We start from the raw sequence: 15,903 nt of genomic DNA, 5'->3' as shown, positions 1-15,903 counted from the left end.
CGCCATGCCGGACTTGCACATACGTACCGCACTGCCCGAGGACGACGACGCGCTCGCCCGTCTCGACCGTGCCACCTGGTCCACGCTGCACGCGGTCCAGCCCCGCCCCGAGCCTCCCTACGAGCCCTTCTTCAACGACCGCTTCGGGCCCCACGACCATCTGGTCGCCGAGGTGGACGGGCGGATCGTCGGCTATGTGAAGCTCGGCTTCCCCACCCCGCTGCTCGTCAACGCGCACGTGCGCCAGATCCAGGGCTTCGTCGTCGCCGAGGAGGTGCGCGGCCGGGGTGTCGGCAGGCGGCTGCTGCGGGCGGCCATGGACGAGGCCCGCCGCCAGGGCGCGGTGCGCATCACCCTGCGGGTGCTCGGACACAACACCCCCGCCCGCAAGCTCTACGAGGCGGAGGGCTTCGTCATCGAAGGCGTGCTGCCCGGCGAATTCCTGCTGGACGGCGCGTACGTCGACGACATCCTCATGGGCCGCCCCCTCTGACCGGCGGACGACCCGACCACCCGACGACCCGACGAACGAACGACCCGACGGACCTGCCCGGCGTGCGGGGGCGCCGCGCTCGTAGGAGCGTGAAGTAATGATCAGGGCTGCGGCCAGACGGCGAGACGCGGAACAGCGCGACTGGCTGCTGCGTGGCACGCCACCTCCGCCCTGGGTGCGCTGGCCCCCGCCGCTGCTCCTCCTCGCGATCGTCCTCGTCCAGCTGCTCACCCCGAAGACGGTGGACCTCAGCTTCCTCGTCGCCGCCGTGCCGCCGCTGGCCGCCCTGTCGTACGGGCCCGCCGCCACGGCCGCCGTCGGCGGCGGCGTGGTCGTGCTGCTCTCCCTGCCGGCCTTCGGCCTCGGCCACCCGGGCAACAGCGACGAGCTGACGATCACCTTCATCGCGGTCCTCAGCGTGGTCTTCGCCTGGGTGCGCAGCCGCCGCGAGGCCCAGCTCGTGACCGTCCGCACGGTCGCCGAGGCGGCCCAGTTCGCGGTCCTGCCGCCGCTGCCGGAACGGGTCGGCAGGGTGCGGTTCGCGGGCCTCTACCAGGCGGCGGAGCACGAGTCGCTGGTCGGCGGCGACTTCTTCGACGTCCGCAGGGGGCCGCACGGAGTGCGGGCCCTCATCGGTGACGTGCAGGGCCACGGGCTCGCGGCGGTCGGCACGGTCGCCGCGCTGCTCGGCGCGTTCCGCGAGGCGGTCATCGACAAGGCGGACCTGGAAGGCGTCGCCGCCCAGCTCGACCGCAGGCTCGTCGTGGACTCGGCCGGGCAGGAGCACGCCGAACTGTTCGCGACGGCGGTGCTCCTGGAGTTCCCCGACGACGCCTCCGTCGTACGCGTCGTCTCCTGCGGCCACCCGCCGCCCCTGCTGCTGCGCGGCTCCGAGGTCACCGAACTGGACGTCACCTCCGGCGCGCCGCTCGGCCTCGGCATCGCGGGCCTCGCCCCGCCCGAGGGACTGACGGTGCCACTGCTCTCCGGCGACCTGCTGTTCGGCCTGACCGACGGGGTGAGCGAGGCACGCAACGCGTCCGGCGCGTTCTACCCCTTGCGCGAACGCCTCACCACCCTGCTCAAGACGGACCCGGCCCTCCTGGACGACCCGGCGGCACTCACGGAACAGGTGTGGGCGGACGTGGTGCGGTACGCGGGGCGCGTACGGGACGACGTGACGATGATGGCGTTCGCACCGGGGCCGCTCGAAGAGGCGTAACGCCCGCGACGCCCGCATCGCCTCGTGACAAGCGCTCCCGCGCCCCCCGGGTCAGCGGCCCCAGCCGCCCATCAGCTCCCCCAGGCACCGCACCGCGAGCTCGGCGGGGGAGTCGGGGCCCCTCACGTCCGCGTCCGACTCCGCCCATACCTCCAGGGCGATGCGGATCGCGTCGGTCGCCGCGGCGGCGGCGATGCGGACCTGTAGCGGCCGCGCCCCCTCGCCCGCGAGCTCCGCGACGACGGGGCGCAGCCGTTCTTCCGACTCCTGGTTCACGCGGTACCAGACCGCGCGCAGCGCCGGGTCGTCGGCGGCCGCGCGGAGCAGCCCGCGGACCTGCCGCAGTCCGGCCGCGGCGGCCTCGTCCGGCGCCGCGAGCGCCTCGGAGATCGCGCCCCGCAGGGCCTCGGGGAGCGGCGCGCCCGGCTCGCTCCCGGCCAGCAGCGCGCGCCACCGCTCCCCGCCGACGGCGAGCAGCGGGCCCACCGCGTCCTGCTTGCTGCGGAAGTACCGGTAGAAGGTGCGCAGCGCGACCCCGGCCCGGTCCGCGATGGCCTCGGCCGTGGTGCCGTCGGGCCCGTGCGCGGTGAAGAGCTCCGCCGCGGCGTGCGCGATCTCCAGCTGGGTGGCCAGCTTGCGGCGCTCCGTGAGGGAGAGGGGCGGGGTCGGCGACTGGGTGTTCATCCGTCGAAGCCTACGCCGAGTGCGCCATTGGGGCACAGTAAGTCTAGGTGGCATAACGTGCCAGCCAGGCGTAACGTGTATCGAGAAAGCATCACAGCAGCAGACGCGAGAGCGGGAGCACGCCATGCAGAGCGCCACCCAGACCCTGAACCGTTACGAGGGGCGCCGCGCCCTGGTCACCGGTGGTGGCTCCGGCATAGGTCAGGCGACCGTCCTGCGCATGCTGGCCGAGGGCGGCCGCGTCGTCGCCGCCGACGTCAGCGAGGACGGCCTCCGGGACACCGTCGCCAGGGCGGGAGCCGACGCGGAGCGCCTGACCACCGTGGTCGTGAACATCGCCGACGAGGCCTCGGTCCGCGCGGGCGTCGCCGCCGCCACGTCCGCGCTCGGCGGTCTGGACGTCCTCGTCAACGCCGCGGGCATCCTGCGCTCCTCGCACACCCACGAGACCACCCTCGACGCCTTCAACCAGGTCATCGGCGTCAACCTCACCGGCACCTTCCTGATGATCCGGGAGGCGATCCCCGCACTCCTGGAGGGCGACGGCGCCGCCGTCGTGAACTTCAGCTCGACGTCCGCGATGTTCGCCCACCCGTACATGGCGGCGTACGCGGCGAGCAAGGGCGGCATCCAGTCCATGACGCACGCGCTGGCCGCCGAGTACGGCAAGCAGGGCATCCGCTTCACCGCCGTGCAGCCCGGCTCCATCTCCTCCGGGATGACGGACGGCTCCGGCGCCAGCAGGCAGAGCATCGGCCCCGGCCTGCCCGAGGACGCCGACATGAGCCTGTTCGTGAAGCTCGCGCCCGCCCTCGGCCAGGGCTTCGCGGGCCCCGAGACCGTCGCCTCCGTCGTCGCCATGCTCGCCTCGGACGACGGCCGCTTCATCACCGGCACGGAGATCCGCATCGACGGCGGCACCCACTTCTGACGGCGGGCTCCGGCAGGGCTCCGGGCGGGCCCCGGCCGGGCGTCAGTCGGCCATGAAGCGGTCCCACAGCTTCGGATACCGCTCAGCGAGAACCGCCTCGTCCTCCAGGTCGAGCGGGGTGCCCGCCGGTTCGGCGGGGGCGGGCGGGATGCCGAGGTCCGGCGTGTCGAGGCCGGTGAGCTGCTCGTACGCCTCGTCGGCGGCGTAGCCGAGCTCCTCGCCGTCCCCGTCGAGCTCCTCGTCGAACTCGGCCAGGAGGTCGGCGAGCGCGTCCGGGTCGTGCACCGCGCCCTCGTAGACCGCCCGGCCCTGCCCGATCAGCCAGCACCGGAAGTAGTCGAAGGCGTCGTCGTCCGCGCCGCCGAGCAGCACCGCGGCCGCGCCCCACAGGTCCCAGCGGTAGGCGCGGTTGTAGCGGGCCTCGAAGTGACGGGCGAAGTCGAGGACCGAGTCCGGGTCGGACTGCAACAGCCTCTCGACGAGCAGCTCGGCGTGGTCCTCGGGGTCGCCGTCGGCGGCCTCGCGGGTGCTGTCCACGATCTCCCAGAACTCCGTCTCGTCCATCACGGGTCCAGCATCGGTCCTGGGGAGTGGGGGCGCACGCGGAGTGCGCCGGAATGCGGCTGTGTCGTTATGCGCGCACATGCCCGTGGAAAGACCGACAGGAGATGTCCCCTTTCGGTGGCAGCCTCGCGGGCATGGACACCAACACCCAGCCCCTTACCGAGAAGATCGCCCTCGTCGCGGGCGCCACCCGCGGCGCCGGCCGCGCCATGGCCGTGGAGCTCGGCCGCGCCGGAGCCACCGTGTACGTGACGGGCCGCACCACCCGCGAGCACATCAGCGAGAGCGGCCGGACCGCCGAGACCATCGAGGGGACCGCCGAACTGGTCGACGCGGCCGGCGGCGAGGGCATCGCCGTACCCACCGACCACCTGGAGCCCGGCCAGGTCGAGGCGCTCGTCGACCGGATCGACCGGGAGCGGGGCCGCCTGGACATCCTCGTCAACGACATCTGGGGCGGCGACATCCACGTCGAGTGGGACAAGAAGATGTGGGAGCACGACCTCGACAAGGGGCTGCGCATCCTGCGCCTCGGCATCGAGACCCACATCATCACCAGCCGGTACGCGCTGCCGCTCCTCGTCAGGAACCCCGGCGGCCTCGTCGTCGAGGTCACCGACGGCACCGAGGAGTACAACGGCCCCAACTACCGCAAGCCCTTCTACTACGACCTCGCCAAGGCCGCCCCGCTGCGCATGACACGCGACCTCGCCGAGGAGGTCGAGGAGTACGGCTGCACGGCGCTCTGCCTCACCCCCGGCTGGCTGCGCTCCGAAGCCATGCTCGACACCCACTTCAAGGTCACCGAGGACGACTGGCGGGCGGGCTGTGCGCAGAACCCGCACTTCGCGATCTCCGAGACGCCGACCTTCGTGGGCCGGGCCCTCGTCGCCCTCGCCGCCGACCCCGAGGTGGCACGGCACAACGGCGCGTCGCTCTCCAGCGGCGGCCTCGCCAAGGAGTACGGCTTCACGGACGTGGACGGCTCGCGGCCCGACGCCTGGCGGTACATCGCGGAGGTCGACCAGGAGAGCCCCACGGCGGACGTCACCGGCTACCGGTAGAGCCTCGGCAGGAGAGCGTCAGCGGTAGAGCGCCGCCGTCCGCGCCGAGGCGTCCGCGAAGCGTGCGCGCAGACTCGGCGGCTCCACCACCTCCACCTCCGGTCCGAGCGCCATGAGCTGCGTGTACGCCACGTCCTCGTTCTCGACGGGCAGGGTGACCGTCACCCGGCCCGTCGCGTCCGGCCCGCCCGCCGACTCCATCGCCTCGCGGGCGACGACGCGGTCGGTGGCGTACGGCAGCCGCCGCATGCCCGCCTCGGTGAGCCGCACCACCACCTCGGCCCGCAGGATCGCCCGCGCGAACTGCGCCGCCCGCTCCTCCCAGAAGCCCGGCAGGTCGAACTCCTCGTCCCGCACGAACCGCTCCGCACCGGCCTCCACCGCGGTGAACCGGTCGATGCGGTACACGCGGTACGCCCCGGAGTCGGGCACCCGCGCGCACAAGTACCAGACGCCCGCCTTCAGCACGAGGCCGTACGGCTCCAACTCCCGCTCCACCTCGGCCTCCTGGCGGCGGTAGCGGGCGGTCACGCACCGGTCGTCCCAGACCGCGTCCGCCACCGCGGGCAGCAGCTCCGGGGCGGGCGTCTCCTGGAACCAGCCCGGCGCGTCCAGATGGAACCGCTGCGAGGCGCTCTGCGGGGCGTCCCGCAGCGACGGCATGAGCGCCGCCGACACCTTGAGCCGAGCCGCGGACGCCGCGTCCGCGAGACCCATCTCCCGCAGCGCGCCCGGCACCCCGGAGAGGAAGAGCGCCTCGGCCTCGCTGCGGCCGAGCCCGGTGAGGCGGGTGCGGTAGCCGCCGATCAGCCGGTAGCCGCCGGTGCGGCCCCGGTCGGCGTAGACGGGCACGCCCGCCTCGGACAGCGCCTGCGCGTCGCGCGTGATGGTCCGCTCCGACACCTCCAGCTCGGCGGCGAGCTCGGCGGCGGTCATGGAGGGCCGTGCCTGGAGCAGGAGCACCATCTTGATGAGGCGGGCAGCGCGCATGGCCCAATCATGCCGCGCACGCGGAACCGCCCGCCCTTCATCCGCGAAGCGGGATGAAGGGCGGGCGGGTGGGGGACATCCGCCGCGAAGCGGCGGTTCAGTACTCCCGAAGACTCACAGACCGTACTTGGCCCGTGCCTCCTTCACCGCGGACGCGGGCACCTCGCCACGACGGGCGAGCTGCGCCAGCGAGGCGACGACGATCGACTCGGCGTCGACACCGAAGTGGCGGCGCGCGGCCTCCCGCGTGTCGGAGAGGCCGAAGCCGTCCGCGCCGAGCGAGGAGTAGTCCTGCTCGACCCACTGCGCGATCTGGTCGGGGACCTGACGCATGTAGTCGGAGACGGCCAGGACCGGGCCCTGCGCGCCCTCCAGCGCCGTACGGATGTACGGGACGCGCTCCTCACCGCGCAGGATGGCCTCGTCGGCCTCCAGCGCGTCGCGGCGCAGCTCCGTCCACGACGTCGCGGACCACACGTCGGCGGCCACGCCCCACTCCTCGGTGAGCATCTTCTGGGCCTTGAGGGCCCAGTGGATGGCCGTGCCGGAGCCGAGCAGCTGGATGCGCGCGGCGTTGGCCGCGGGGGAGAGCCCGGCGGACTCCGCCGTGTTGAAGCGGTAGAGGCCCTTCACGATGCCCTCGTCGACACCCGCGGGCTTCGCGGGCTGCGGCATGGGCTCGTTGTAGACGGTGAGGTAGTAGAAGACGTCCTGGTCCTCGCCCGGAGCCGCCTCGCCGTACATGCGGCGCAGACCCTCCTTGACGATCGCGGCGATCTCGTACGCGAACGCCGGGTCGTAGGAGAGAGCCGCCGGGTTGGTGGCCGCGATCACCGGCGAGTGGCCGTCCGCGTGCTGGAGGCCCTCACCCGTCAGCGTCGTGCGGCCCGCGGTGGCGCCGACGAGGAAGCCGCGGCCGAGCTGGTCGCCGAGCTGCCACATCTGGTCGGCGGTGCGCTGCCAGCCGAACATCGAGTAGAAGATGTAGAAGGGGATCATCGCCTCGCCGTGCGTCGCGTACGACGACGCCGCGGCGATGAAGTCCGCCATGGAGCCGGCCTCGGTGATCCCCTCGTTGAGGATCTGGCCGTCCTTGGCCTCCTTGTAGTACATCAGCTGGTCGCGGTCGACCGGCTCGTACGTCTGGCCCTTCGGCGAGTAGATGCCGAGGGACGGGAAGAGCGACTCCATGCCGAAGGTGCGCGCCTCGTCGGGGACGATCGGCACCCAGCGCTTGCCGGTCTGCTTGTCGCGGACCAGGTCCTTGACCAGGCGTACGAACGCCATGGTCGTCGCCACCGACTGCGAGCCGGAGCCCTTGTCGAAGGAGGCGAAGGTCTTGTCCGCGGCGGCGGGCAGCGGGGCCAGCGGCTGCGTGCGGCGGGCCGGGGCCGGGCCGCCGAGGGCCGCACGGCGCTCCTGGAGGTAGCGGACCTCGGGGGAGTCGGCGCCGGGGTGGCCGTAGGGCACCTGGCCGTCGACGAACGCGCTGTCCGGGATCGGCAGACCGAGCAGGTCGCGCATGTCCTTGAACTCGTCCACCGTCAGCTTCTTCATCTGGTGGTTGGCGTTCTTGGACTCGAAGCCCTTGCCGAGGGTGAAGCCCTTGACCGTCTGCGCGAGGATCACGGTCGGCGCGCCCTTGTGGGTGAGCGCCGCACGGTAGGCCGCGTAGACCTTGCGGGCCTCGTGGCCGCCGCGCGAGAGGTGGAAGCACTCGCTGATCTTGTCGTCCGTGAGCAGCTTGCCCAGCTCGACGAGTGCGGGCTCGGAGCCGAAGAAGTGCTCGCGGATGTAGGCGGCGTCACGCGTCGCGTACGTCTGGAACTGCGCGTCCGGCACCTCGCGCAGGCGGCGGACCAGGGCGCCCGTGGTGTCGAGCTGGAAGAGCTCGTCCCAGGCGTTGCCCCACAGGACCTTGATGACGTTCCAGCCGGCGCCGCGGAACTGCGCCTCCAGCTCCTGCACCACGCGGAAGTTGGCGCGGACCGGGCCGTCGAGGCGCTGGAGGTTGCAGTTGATGACGTACGTGAGGTTGTCCAGACCCTCACGCGCGGCCAGGGCGAGGGCCGCCGTCGACTCGGGCTCGTCCATCTCGCCGTCACCGAGGAACGCCCACACGTGCGAGGCGGAGACGTCCTTGATGCCGCGGTTGGTGAGGTACCGGTTGAAGCGCGCCTGGTAGATGGCGGAGAGCGGGCCGAGGCCCATGGAGACGGTCGGGAACTCCCACAGCCAGGGCAGGCGGCGCGGGTGCGGGTAGGAGGGCAGGCCGTTGCCGCCGGCCTCCTGGCGGAAGTTGTCGAGCTGCGCCTCGTTCAGGCGGCCGTCGAGGAAGGCGCGGGCGTAGATGCCGGGGGAGGCGTGGCCCTGGATGTACAGCTGGTCGCCGGAGCCGGGGGACTCCTGGGATTCCTTGCCCTTGAAGAAGTGGTTGAAGCCGGTCTCGTACAGCCAGGCCGCGGACGCGAAGGTCGCGATGTGGCCGCCGACGCCGTGCTTGGAGCCGCGGGTGACCATGGCGGCCGCGTTCCAGCGGTTCCACGCCGTGATCTTGCGCTCCATCTCCTCGTCACCGTCGATGGACGGCTCGGCGGAGGTGGGGATGGTGTTGACGTAGTCGGTCTCGAGGAGCTTGGGCAGCGCCAGGCCCGCGCCCTCGGCACGCTCCAGCGTGCGGCGCATCAGGTACGCGGCACGGTGCGGCCCGGCCGCCTCGGTGACGGCGTCCAGGGAGGCCTGCCATTCGGCGGTCTCCTCGGGGTCGCGGTCCGGGAGCTGGTCGAGCTCGCTCGGCTGGATTGCGGAGGGGTCGGTCATTGCGCCGCCTTCCTGAGTCGGAGGGGGTCCCCTGTTTCGGTAAGGGGTGGGGGTGCCCGATGTCTTTGGCAGGACAGGGCGTGAGGCTCTGGTGAGAGCCACCGACGACTGTAAGCCCGTGATCGATGATCGATCAAAGCGTTGAGCGAAAAACTTCACCAGAATTCGAAAGTCGGCATCCGGTGCCAGCAAAGCGGGCACGCGGTGCCTTCGATTTGAAGGGTTTACGCAGGTGGGAGCACGTCTGCGGGCCGACGGCCACGGATGAGCGGCGGCTCAGGCGCGCGGCGCGCAGCCGAGGACGTGCGCCTTCACCAGCTCGGCGATGGCGGGGTCACGGCGGCGGAAGGCGGAGACCAGGGCCTCGTGCTCCTCCGCGTACGACTGCTGGACCGTGCCCAGCCAGCGGATGGAGAGCGCCGTGAAGACCTCGATGCCGAGGCCCTCCCAGGTGTGCAGCAGGACGGAGTTGTCCGCGGCCCGCACCAGCTCCCGGTGGAAGGCGACGGTGTGCCGCACCTGCCCGGTGCCGTCCGAGGCGCGGTCCGCCTCGTAGAGGGCCGCGACATGGGGTTCGAGGGCCGAGCAGTCCGCGGCGAGCCGCTCCGCCGCCAGCTCGGCCGCGATGGCCTCCAGACCGGCCCGGACGGGGTAGCTCTCCTCCAGGTCGGCGGCGGTCAAGTTGCGTACGCGCACACCCTTGTTGGGTGCCGATTCGATGAGCCGCAGCGTCTCCAGCTCGCGCAGCGCCTCGCGGACCGGGGTCTGCGAGACCTCCAGCTCCACCGCGATCCGGCGCTCCACGATGCGCTCGCCCGGCTTCCAGCGCCCGCTGACGATCCCCTCCACGATGTGCTCGCGGATCTGTTCGCGCAGCGAGTGAACGACGGGCGCGGTCATGAGAGCTCCTCCGGCAGGGGCTGCGGACCCCAAGGGCGTGTGACCCCTAGACAATACGGCGACGCCCCCGCCCGGAAGACTCCGGACGGGGGCGTAGGCGCTGATGAGACGAGTGTTACAGCCTCACGCGAGGGGCGGAACTACAGGCCGAGCTCGACCTCGAACTCGCCGGCCTCCAGGATCGCCTTGACCGCGGTCAGGTAGCGGGCGGCGTACGCGCCGTCCACCAGACGGTGGTCGTAGGAGAGCGACAGGTACGTCATGTCCCGCACCGCGATGGTCTCGCCGAGGTCGGGGTGGTTGATGACGACCGGGCGCTTGACCGTGGCACCGATGCCGAGGATCGCGGCCTGGTTCGGCGGCACGATGACCGTGTCGAACAGGGCGCCGCGCGAACCGGTGTTGGAGATCGTGAAGGTGGCGCCGGACATGTCGTCCGGGGTGAGGCCACCGCCACGGGCCTTGCCGGCCAGCTCGGCGGTCTTCTTGGAGATACCGGCGATGTTCAGGTCGCCCGCGCCCTTGATGACCGGCGTCATCAGACCCTTCTCGGCGTCCACGGCGATGCCGATGTTCTCCGAGTCGAAGTACGTGATGGTGCCTTCGTCGTCGTTGATCCGGGCGTTGATGACCGGGTGGGCCTTCAGCGCCTGGGCGGCGGCCTTGACGAAGAACGGCATCGGCGAGAGCTTGACGCCCTCGCGGGCCGCGAAGGCGTCCTTCGCCTTGGCGCGCAGCTTCATCAGCTTGGTGATGTCGACCTCGACGACCGAGGTCAGCTGGGCCTGCGAGTGCAGGGCCTTCATCATGTTGTCGCCGATGACCTTGCGCATGCGGGTCATCTTGACCGTCTGGCCGCGGAGGGGGGAGACCTCCAGGGCCGGGGCCTTCGGCGCGGCGGCCGGCGCGGCGGCGGCCGGGGCCGGGGCCGACTTCTTGGCTTCGGCGGCGGCGATGACGTCCTGCTTGCGGATGCGGCCGCCGACACCGGAACCGGTGACCTCGGAGAGGTTCACGCCGTTCTCGTTGGCCAGCTTGCGGACCAGCGGCGTCACGTACGCGCCGTCGTCGGCCGGGGAGGCCTGCGCCGGGGCGGCGGGGGTCGCCGGCTGCGCCGGAGCGGGAGCCGGAGCCGGGGCCGCGGGCTGAGCCGGGGCCGCGGGCTGAGCCGGAGCCGGAGCGGCGGCGGCGGGCTGCGCCGGGGCGGCCGGAGCCGCGGCCGGGGCGGCGGGCTGCGCGGGGGCGGCCGGAGCCGGGGCCTCCTCCTTGGCCGGGGCGGCCGGGGCCGGGGCCTCGGCCTTGGCCGGAGCGGCACCCGGCGCGCCGATGACGGCGAGCTTGGCGCCGACCTCGGCGGTCTCGTCCTCACCGACGACGATCTCGAGCAGCACGCCCGCGACCGGCGAGGGGATCTCGGTGTCGACCTTGTCCGTCGAGACCTCCAGGAGGGGCTCGTCGGCCGCGACCTCCTCGCCGACCTCCTTCAGCCAGCGGGTGACGGTGCCCTCGGTGACGGACTCGCCGAGCGCGGGCAGGGTGACCTCGGTGCCCTCGGCGGAACCGCCGGAGGCGGCCGGGGCGGCGGGCGCCTCGGCCTGGGCGGGGGCCTCCTGCTGCGCGGGGGCGGCCGGGGCCTCCTCCTGCGCGGGGGCGGCGGGGGCCTCGGCCTGCGCCGGGGCGGCCGAGCCGCCCGCGTCGCCGGAGCCGTCGTCGATGACGGCGAGCTCGGCGCCGACCTCGACGGTCTCGTCCTCGGCGACCTTGATGGAGGCCAGGATGCCGGCGGCCGGGGAGGGGATCTCGGTGTCGACCTTGTCGGTCGAGACCTCGAGCAGCGGCTCGTCGGCCTCGACGCGCTCGCCCTCGGCCTTCAGCCAACGGGTGACAGTGCCCTCGGTGACGCTCTCGCCGAGCGCCGGAAGGGATACGGAAACCGCCATGGTTTCAGTTGCTCCTTACGAAAATGGGGTCTCCCCTGCTCGAGCGAAGCCGAGAGCTTGGGGAAGGAAGTCTGGGTCGCGGGAGGTCAGTCGTGGGAGTGCAGCGGCTTGCCCGCCAGGGCCAGGTGGGCCTCGCCGAGCGCCTCGTTCTGCGTCGGGTGGGCGTGGATGAGCTGGGCCACCTCGGCCGGCAGCGCCTCCCAGTTGTAGATCAGCTGGGCTTCGCCGACCTGCTCACCCATGCGGTCGCCGACCATGTGGACGCCGACCACGGCACCGTCCTTGACCTGGACGAGCTTGATCTCGCCCGCGGTCTTGAGGATCTTGCTCTTGCCGTTGCCCGCGAGGTTGTACTTGAGGGCGACGACCTTGTCCGCGCCGTAGATCTCCTTGGCCTTGGCCTCGGTGATGCCCACGGAGGCGACCTCGGGGTGGCAGTACGTCACCCGGGGCACGCCGTCGTAGTCGACCGGGACGGTCTTGAGGCCGGCCAGGCGCTCCGCCACCAGCATGCCCTCGGCGAAGCCGACGTGCGCGAGCTGGAGGGTCGGGACCAGGTCGCCCACGGCCGAGATGGTCGGGACGTTGGTCTGCATGTACTCGTCGACGAGGACGTAGCCGCGGTCCATGGCGACGCCCTGCTCCTCGTAGCCGAGGCCCTGCGAGACCGGGCCGCGGCCGATGGCGACCAGGAGGACCTCGGCCTCGAAGGTCTTGCCGTCGGCGAGGGTGACGCGCACGCCGTCCTCGGTGTACTCGGCCTTGTCGAAGAAGGTGCCGAGGTTGAACTTGATGCCGCGCTTGCGGAAGGCGCGCTCAAGGAGCTTGGAGCTGTTCTCGTCCTCGACGGGCACGAGGTGCTTGAGGCCCTCGATGACCGTGACGTCGGCCCCGAAGGACTTCCACGCCGAGGCGAACTCGACGCCGATGACGCCGCCGCCCAGGATGATCGCGGACTTCGGCACGCGGTCCAGGGTCAGGCCGTGGTCCGAGGAGATGATGCGGTTGCCGTCGATCTCCAGGCCCGGCAGCGACTTCGGCACGGAGCCGGTCGCGAGGAGGACGTGGCGGCCCTGGACGCGCCGGCCGTTCACGTCGACCGAGGTCGGGGAGGAGAGCTTGCCCTCGCCCTCGATGTACGTCACCTTGCGGGAGGCGACGAGACCCTGGAGGCCCTTGTACAGGCCCGAGATCACGTCGTCCTTGTACTTGTGGACGGCCGCCATGTCGATGCCCTCGAAGGTGGCCTTCACGCCGAACTGGTCGGCCTCGCGCGCCTGGTCGGCGATCTCGCCGGCGTGCAGCAGCGCCTTCGTGGGGATGCAGCCGTTGTGCAGGCAGGTGCCGCCGAGCTTGTTCTTCTCGATCAGTGCGACGTCCAGGCCCAGCTGCGCTCCGCGCAGGGCCGCGGCGTAACCGCCGCTACCGCCGCCGAGAATCACTAGGTCGAAAACGGTGCTGGCGTCGTTCGCCACGTCACGTCCTCCATGCATGTGCGCCGTACGCCGGACCCCTTTGCGCGGGGGACGACCGGTCGGTCGGCTGGTATTCGGCCGCTCTTGTTTCGGCCCTTTGGTGGGGGCCCTGTCCTGCCGAGAACCCATCTTCGCACTTGTCGCCGGGAGACGGGACGCCGGGCCAGGCTGTGAGACGTCGGATCGACCGTCTCCAGGGCCATCTCTTGCGTACGAACGTACGGATTGGAACGTACGGATTTCGTCGAGGGCGAAATCCGTACGGGATCACCGAGGGCCCCGGACATCAGACGGGTCCGGGGCCCTCGGCACGTACGCGATCAGCCCAGGTCGCCCGCGGCGGTGTGCTCGGCGAGCCGGACCAGGGTGCGGACGGCGGAGCCGGTGCCGCCCTTGGGGGTGTAGCCGTAGGGGGCGCCCTCGTGGAAGGCCGGGCCCGCGATGTCGAGGTGGGCCCAGGTGATGCCCTCGCCGACGAACTCCTTCAGGAAGAGACCGGCGACCAGACCGCCGCCCATGCGCTCACCCATGTTGGCGATGTCCGCGGTGGGGGAGTCCATGCCCTTGCGCAGGTCGGCGGGGAGCGGCATCGGCCAGGACGGCTCGCCGACCTCCTCGGCGATCTCGTGGACCGAGGTACGGAACGCGTCGTCGTTCGACATGATGCCGAAGGTGCGGTTGCCCAGGGCCATCATCATGGCGCCGGTCAGGGTCGCCACGTCGACGATCGCGTCGGGCTGGTCCTCGGAGGCCTTGGCGATCGCGTCGGCCAGGACCAGGCGGCCCTCGGCGTCGGTGTTCAGGACCTCGACGGTCTTGCCGCTGTACATCCGCAGGACGTCGCCGGGGCGGGTCGCGGAGCCGGACGGCATGTTCTCGGCGAGCGCCAGCCAGCCGGTGACGTTCACCTCCAGGCCGAGGCGCGCGGCGGCGACGACGGCGGCGAAGACCGCGGCGGCACCGGCCATGTCGCACTTCATGGTCTCGTTGTGACCGGCGGGCTTCAGCGAGATGCCGCCCGAGTCGTAGGTGATGCCCTTGCCGACGTAGGCGAGGTGCTTTTTCGCCTTGGAGTGCGTGTACGAGAGCTTCACCAGGCGCGGCGGGGCGTCCGAGCCGGCGCCGACGCCGAGGATGCCGCCGTAGCCGCCCTTGGTGAGCGCCTTCTCGTCGAGCACCTGGACCTTGATGCCGTGCTCCTTGGCCGCGGCCTGGGCGACGGCGGCGAAGGCCTCGGGGCTGAGGTCGTTCGGCGGGGTGTTGACCAGGTCGCGGGCGCGGTTCAGCTCCTCGGCCACGGCGGTGGCGCGCTCGACGGCGGCCTTGTGCGCCTTGTCGCGGGGCTTGCCGCCGAGCAGCGCGATCTCGGCGAGGGGCGCCTTGGCGTCCTTGCCGTTCTTCTTCGCGGACTTGGCGTCGCCCTGGTCCTTGTAGGCGTCGAAGGAGTACGCGCCGAGCAGCGCGCCCTCGACGACGGCGCCGATGTCCTCGGCGTCCTCCAGCGGCAGCGCGAACCCGGCCTTCTTCGAGCCGGTCAGCGCGCGGGACGCGGCGCCCGCGGCGCGGCGCAGCGCGTCCGTGCCGTACGTCTCGTCCTTCTCCGGGACCCCGCCGAGACCGACCGCGACGACGACCGGAGCCTTGAGACCGGACGGCGCGGGAAGCTTCGTCACCTCGCCCTCACCGCCCGAGGCGCCGAGGGTCTCCAGGACGGACGCGAGCTTGCCGTCGTACGCCTTGTCCACGGCCTCGGCGCCGGGGGCGACGACCAGGCCCCCCTTGGATCCAGCGCCCTTCGCGACACCGACGACGATCGCGTCGGCGCGCAGGCCGGTCGCGGCGGCGGTGCTGAGAGTCAGAGCAGTCACGGTGGTGAGGTCCTCTTTCGGTGAGTTTCGTCGGGCTGTGGGGTGGTGAGCCCGTCGCGAGCCTACGCCCGTGAGCGCTGCGGTGCGCCTCACTGTGTGTGTTGGGCGCGGTGTCGGCCCTGGGCGGGGCGGTGTCAGCCCAGGGCGAGCACGACCAGGGCGCCGGTCGCCGCCGTCTCCGCGAGGCCGCCGAAGACGTCGCCGGTGACCCCGCCGAACCGTCGGACGCAGTGCCGGAGCAGCAACTCGGCGGCGCCGAGCGCGAGGACGACGGCCGCCGCGCCCCGTACGGCTCCGGCGGGGCCGAAGAGCAGACCGGCGGCCGCGGCGGCGGCCACGACGAGGACGGCGGCTCCTGCCGCGCGGGCCCGCGGGACCACCCCGGCGACGGCGGCGCCGAGCCCTTCGGGGCGGGCCGGGGGCACGCCGTCGCGGGCGGCCAGGGTGAGGGCGAGGCGCGCGACGGTCGCCGAGACGACGGCGGCGAAGGCGCCACGGGCCCATGACTGCTCGTACAGCTGGAAGAACACCGCCACCTGCGCGAGCAGCACGAAGAGCAGGGTGATGACGCCGAAGGGGCCGATGTCGGACTGCTTCATGATGCGCAGCGCGTCGTCGGCGGGCCTGGCGCTGCCGAGGCCGTCGGCGGTGTCGGCGAGACCGTCGAGGTGCAGGCCGCGGGTGAGGGCGGCGGGCGTCGCGGCGGTCGCGGTGGCGGCGAGCAGGGGGCCCGCGCCGAGGGCCGTCAGGACGCCGCCGATCCCGGCCGCGCAGAGGCCGACGACCAGTCCCGCGAGGGGCGCGCACTGCATGCCGCCGCGCGCGGCTTCGCGGTCCCAGCGGGTGACCCTGACGGGGAGCGCGGTGAGGGTGCCGAAGGCGAAACGGACGCCGTCGGCCAAGGAGGTTCTTGACACCGGCGAAGGCTATCCGGGCCCGGCGCCCGGCCGAC

General features: G+C 72.3%; 13 protein-coding genes. 4 read left to right on the top strand and 9 right to left on the bottom strand.

Features of this window, described 5'->3' with window-relative positions:
* Positions 1-4: 4 nt before the first annotated feature.
* Positions 5-493, top strand: coding sequence for a GNAT family N-acetyltransferase (locus ACZ4Z4_RS00175; protein ID WP_468320030.1), 489 nt, complete (start codon positions 5-7; stop codon positions 491-493).
* Positions 494-590: 97 nt separating this feature from the next.
* Positions 591-1,715: a PP2C family protein-serine/threonine phosphatase gene (locus ACZ4Z4_RS00170; protein ID WP_468320028.1), complete on the top strand. Its 1,125-nt coding sequence runs from the start codon at positions 591-593 to the stop codon at positions 1,713-1,715.
* Between the two features lie 51 nt (positions 1,716-1,766).
* Here ACZ4Z4_RS00170 and ACZ4Z4_RS00165 read toward each other — a convergent pair whose 3' ends face one another.
* Positions 1,767-2,399, bottom strand: coding sequence for a TetR/AcrR family transcriptional regulator (locus ACZ4Z4_RS00165; RefSeq protein WP_468320025.1), 633 nt, complete (start codon positions 2,397-2,399; stop codon positions 1,767-1,769).
* Positions 2,400-2,523: 124 nt separating this feature from the next.
* Between ACZ4Z4_RS00165 and ACZ4Z4_RS00160 the strand changes: the two genes are divergently transcribed.
* Positions 2,524-3,330, top strand: a complete 807-nt coding sequence (locus ACZ4Z4_RS00160; RefSeq protein ID WP_468320022.1) for an SDR family NAD(P)-dependent oxidoreductase — start codon at positions 2,524-2,526, stop codon at positions 3,328-3,330.
* A gap of 42 nt (positions 3,331-3,372) precedes the next feature.
* Here ACZ4Z4_RS00160 and ACZ4Z4_RS00155 read toward each other — a convergent pair whose 3' ends face one another.
* Positions 3,373-3,894 carry a DUF4240 domain-containing protein gene (locus ACZ4Z4_RS00155; RefSeq protein ID WP_468322006.1) on the bottom strand — a complete coding sequence of 174 codons (522 nt, stop codon included), beginning with the start codon at positions 3,892-3,894 and terminating at the stop codon, positions 3,373-3,375.
* Positions 3,895-4,028: 134 nt separating this feature from the next.
* On the opposite strand from ACZ4Z4_RS00155, the gene ACZ4Z4_RS00150 reads away from it, so the two are divergent.
* On the top strand, positions 4,029-4,958 hold the full coding sequence (locus tag ACZ4Z4_RS00150) for an SDR family oxidoreductase (RefSeq protein ID WP_468320019.1): 930 nt from the start codon (positions 4,029-4,031) through the stop codon (positions 4,956-4,958).
* Positions 4,959-4,976: 18 nt separating this feature from the next.
* On the opposite strand, the gene ACZ4Z4_RS00145 is transcribed toward ACZ4Z4_RS00150, so the two are convergent.
* The 7 genes from ACZ4Z4_RS00145 to ACZ4Z4_RS00115 all read right to left on the bottom strand — a co-directional run bounded on the left by ACZ4Z4_RS00145 (position 4,977) and on the right by ACZ4Z4_RS00115 (position 15,868).
* Positions 4,977-5,948, bottom strand: coding sequence for a helix-turn-helix transcriptional regulator (locus ACZ4Z4_RS00145; RefSeq protein WP_468320016.1), 972 nt, complete (start codon positions 5,946-5,948; stop codon positions 4,977-4,979).
* A 114-nt stretch (positions 5,949-6,062) separates the two neighbouring features.
* Complete coding sequence (gene aceE / locus ACZ4Z4_RS00140) at positions 6,063-8,768, bottom strand: pyruvate dehydrogenase (acetyl-transferring), homodimeric type (protein ID WP_468320013.1); 2,706 nt, start codon at positions 8,766-8,768, stop codon at positions 6,063-6,065.
* 276 nt (positions 8,769-9,044) lie between these two features.
* Positions 9,045-9,668, bottom strand: a complete 624-nt coding sequence (locus ACZ4Z4_RS00135) for a GntR family transcriptional regulator (protein WP_468320010.1) — start codon at positions 9,666-9,668, stop codon at positions 9,045-9,047.
* A 140-nt stretch (positions 9,669-9,808) separates the two neighbouring features.
* On the bottom strand, positions 9,809-11,608 hold the full coding sequence (sucB, locus tag ACZ4Z4_RS00130) for a 2-oxoglutarate dehydrogenase, E2 component, dihydrolipoamide succinyltransferase (protein ID WP_468320008.1): 1,800 nt from the start codon (positions 11,606-11,608) through the stop codon (positions 9,809-9,811).
* A gap of 86 nt (positions 11,609-11,694) precedes the next feature.
* Entirely contained in the window at positions 11,695-13,083 is a 1,389-nt protein-coding gene (gene lpdA, locus ACZ4Z4_RS00125) for a dihydrolipoyl dehydrogenase (protein WP_468320005.1), read from the bottom strand.
* A gap of 320 nt (positions 13,084-13,403) precedes the next feature.
* Positions 13,404-14,951: a leucyl aminopeptidase gene (locus ACZ4Z4_RS00120; RefSeq protein ID WP_468320002.1), complete on the bottom strand. Its 1,548-nt coding sequence runs from the start codon at positions 14,949-14,951 to the stop codon at positions 13,404-13,406.
* A gap of 134 nt (positions 14,952-15,085) precedes the next feature.
* Entirely contained in the window at positions 15,086-15,868 is a 783-nt protein-coding gene (locus ACZ4Z4_RS00115) for an adenosylcobinamide-GDP ribazoletransferase (protein WP_468319999.1), read from the bottom strand.
* Between the last annotated feature and the right edge of the window lie 35 nt (positions 15,869-15,903).

The organism is Streptomyces sp. NPDC030245 (genome assembly GCF_055572995.1).
This window is presented reverse-complemented; position numbering and strand designations above follow the sequence as displayed.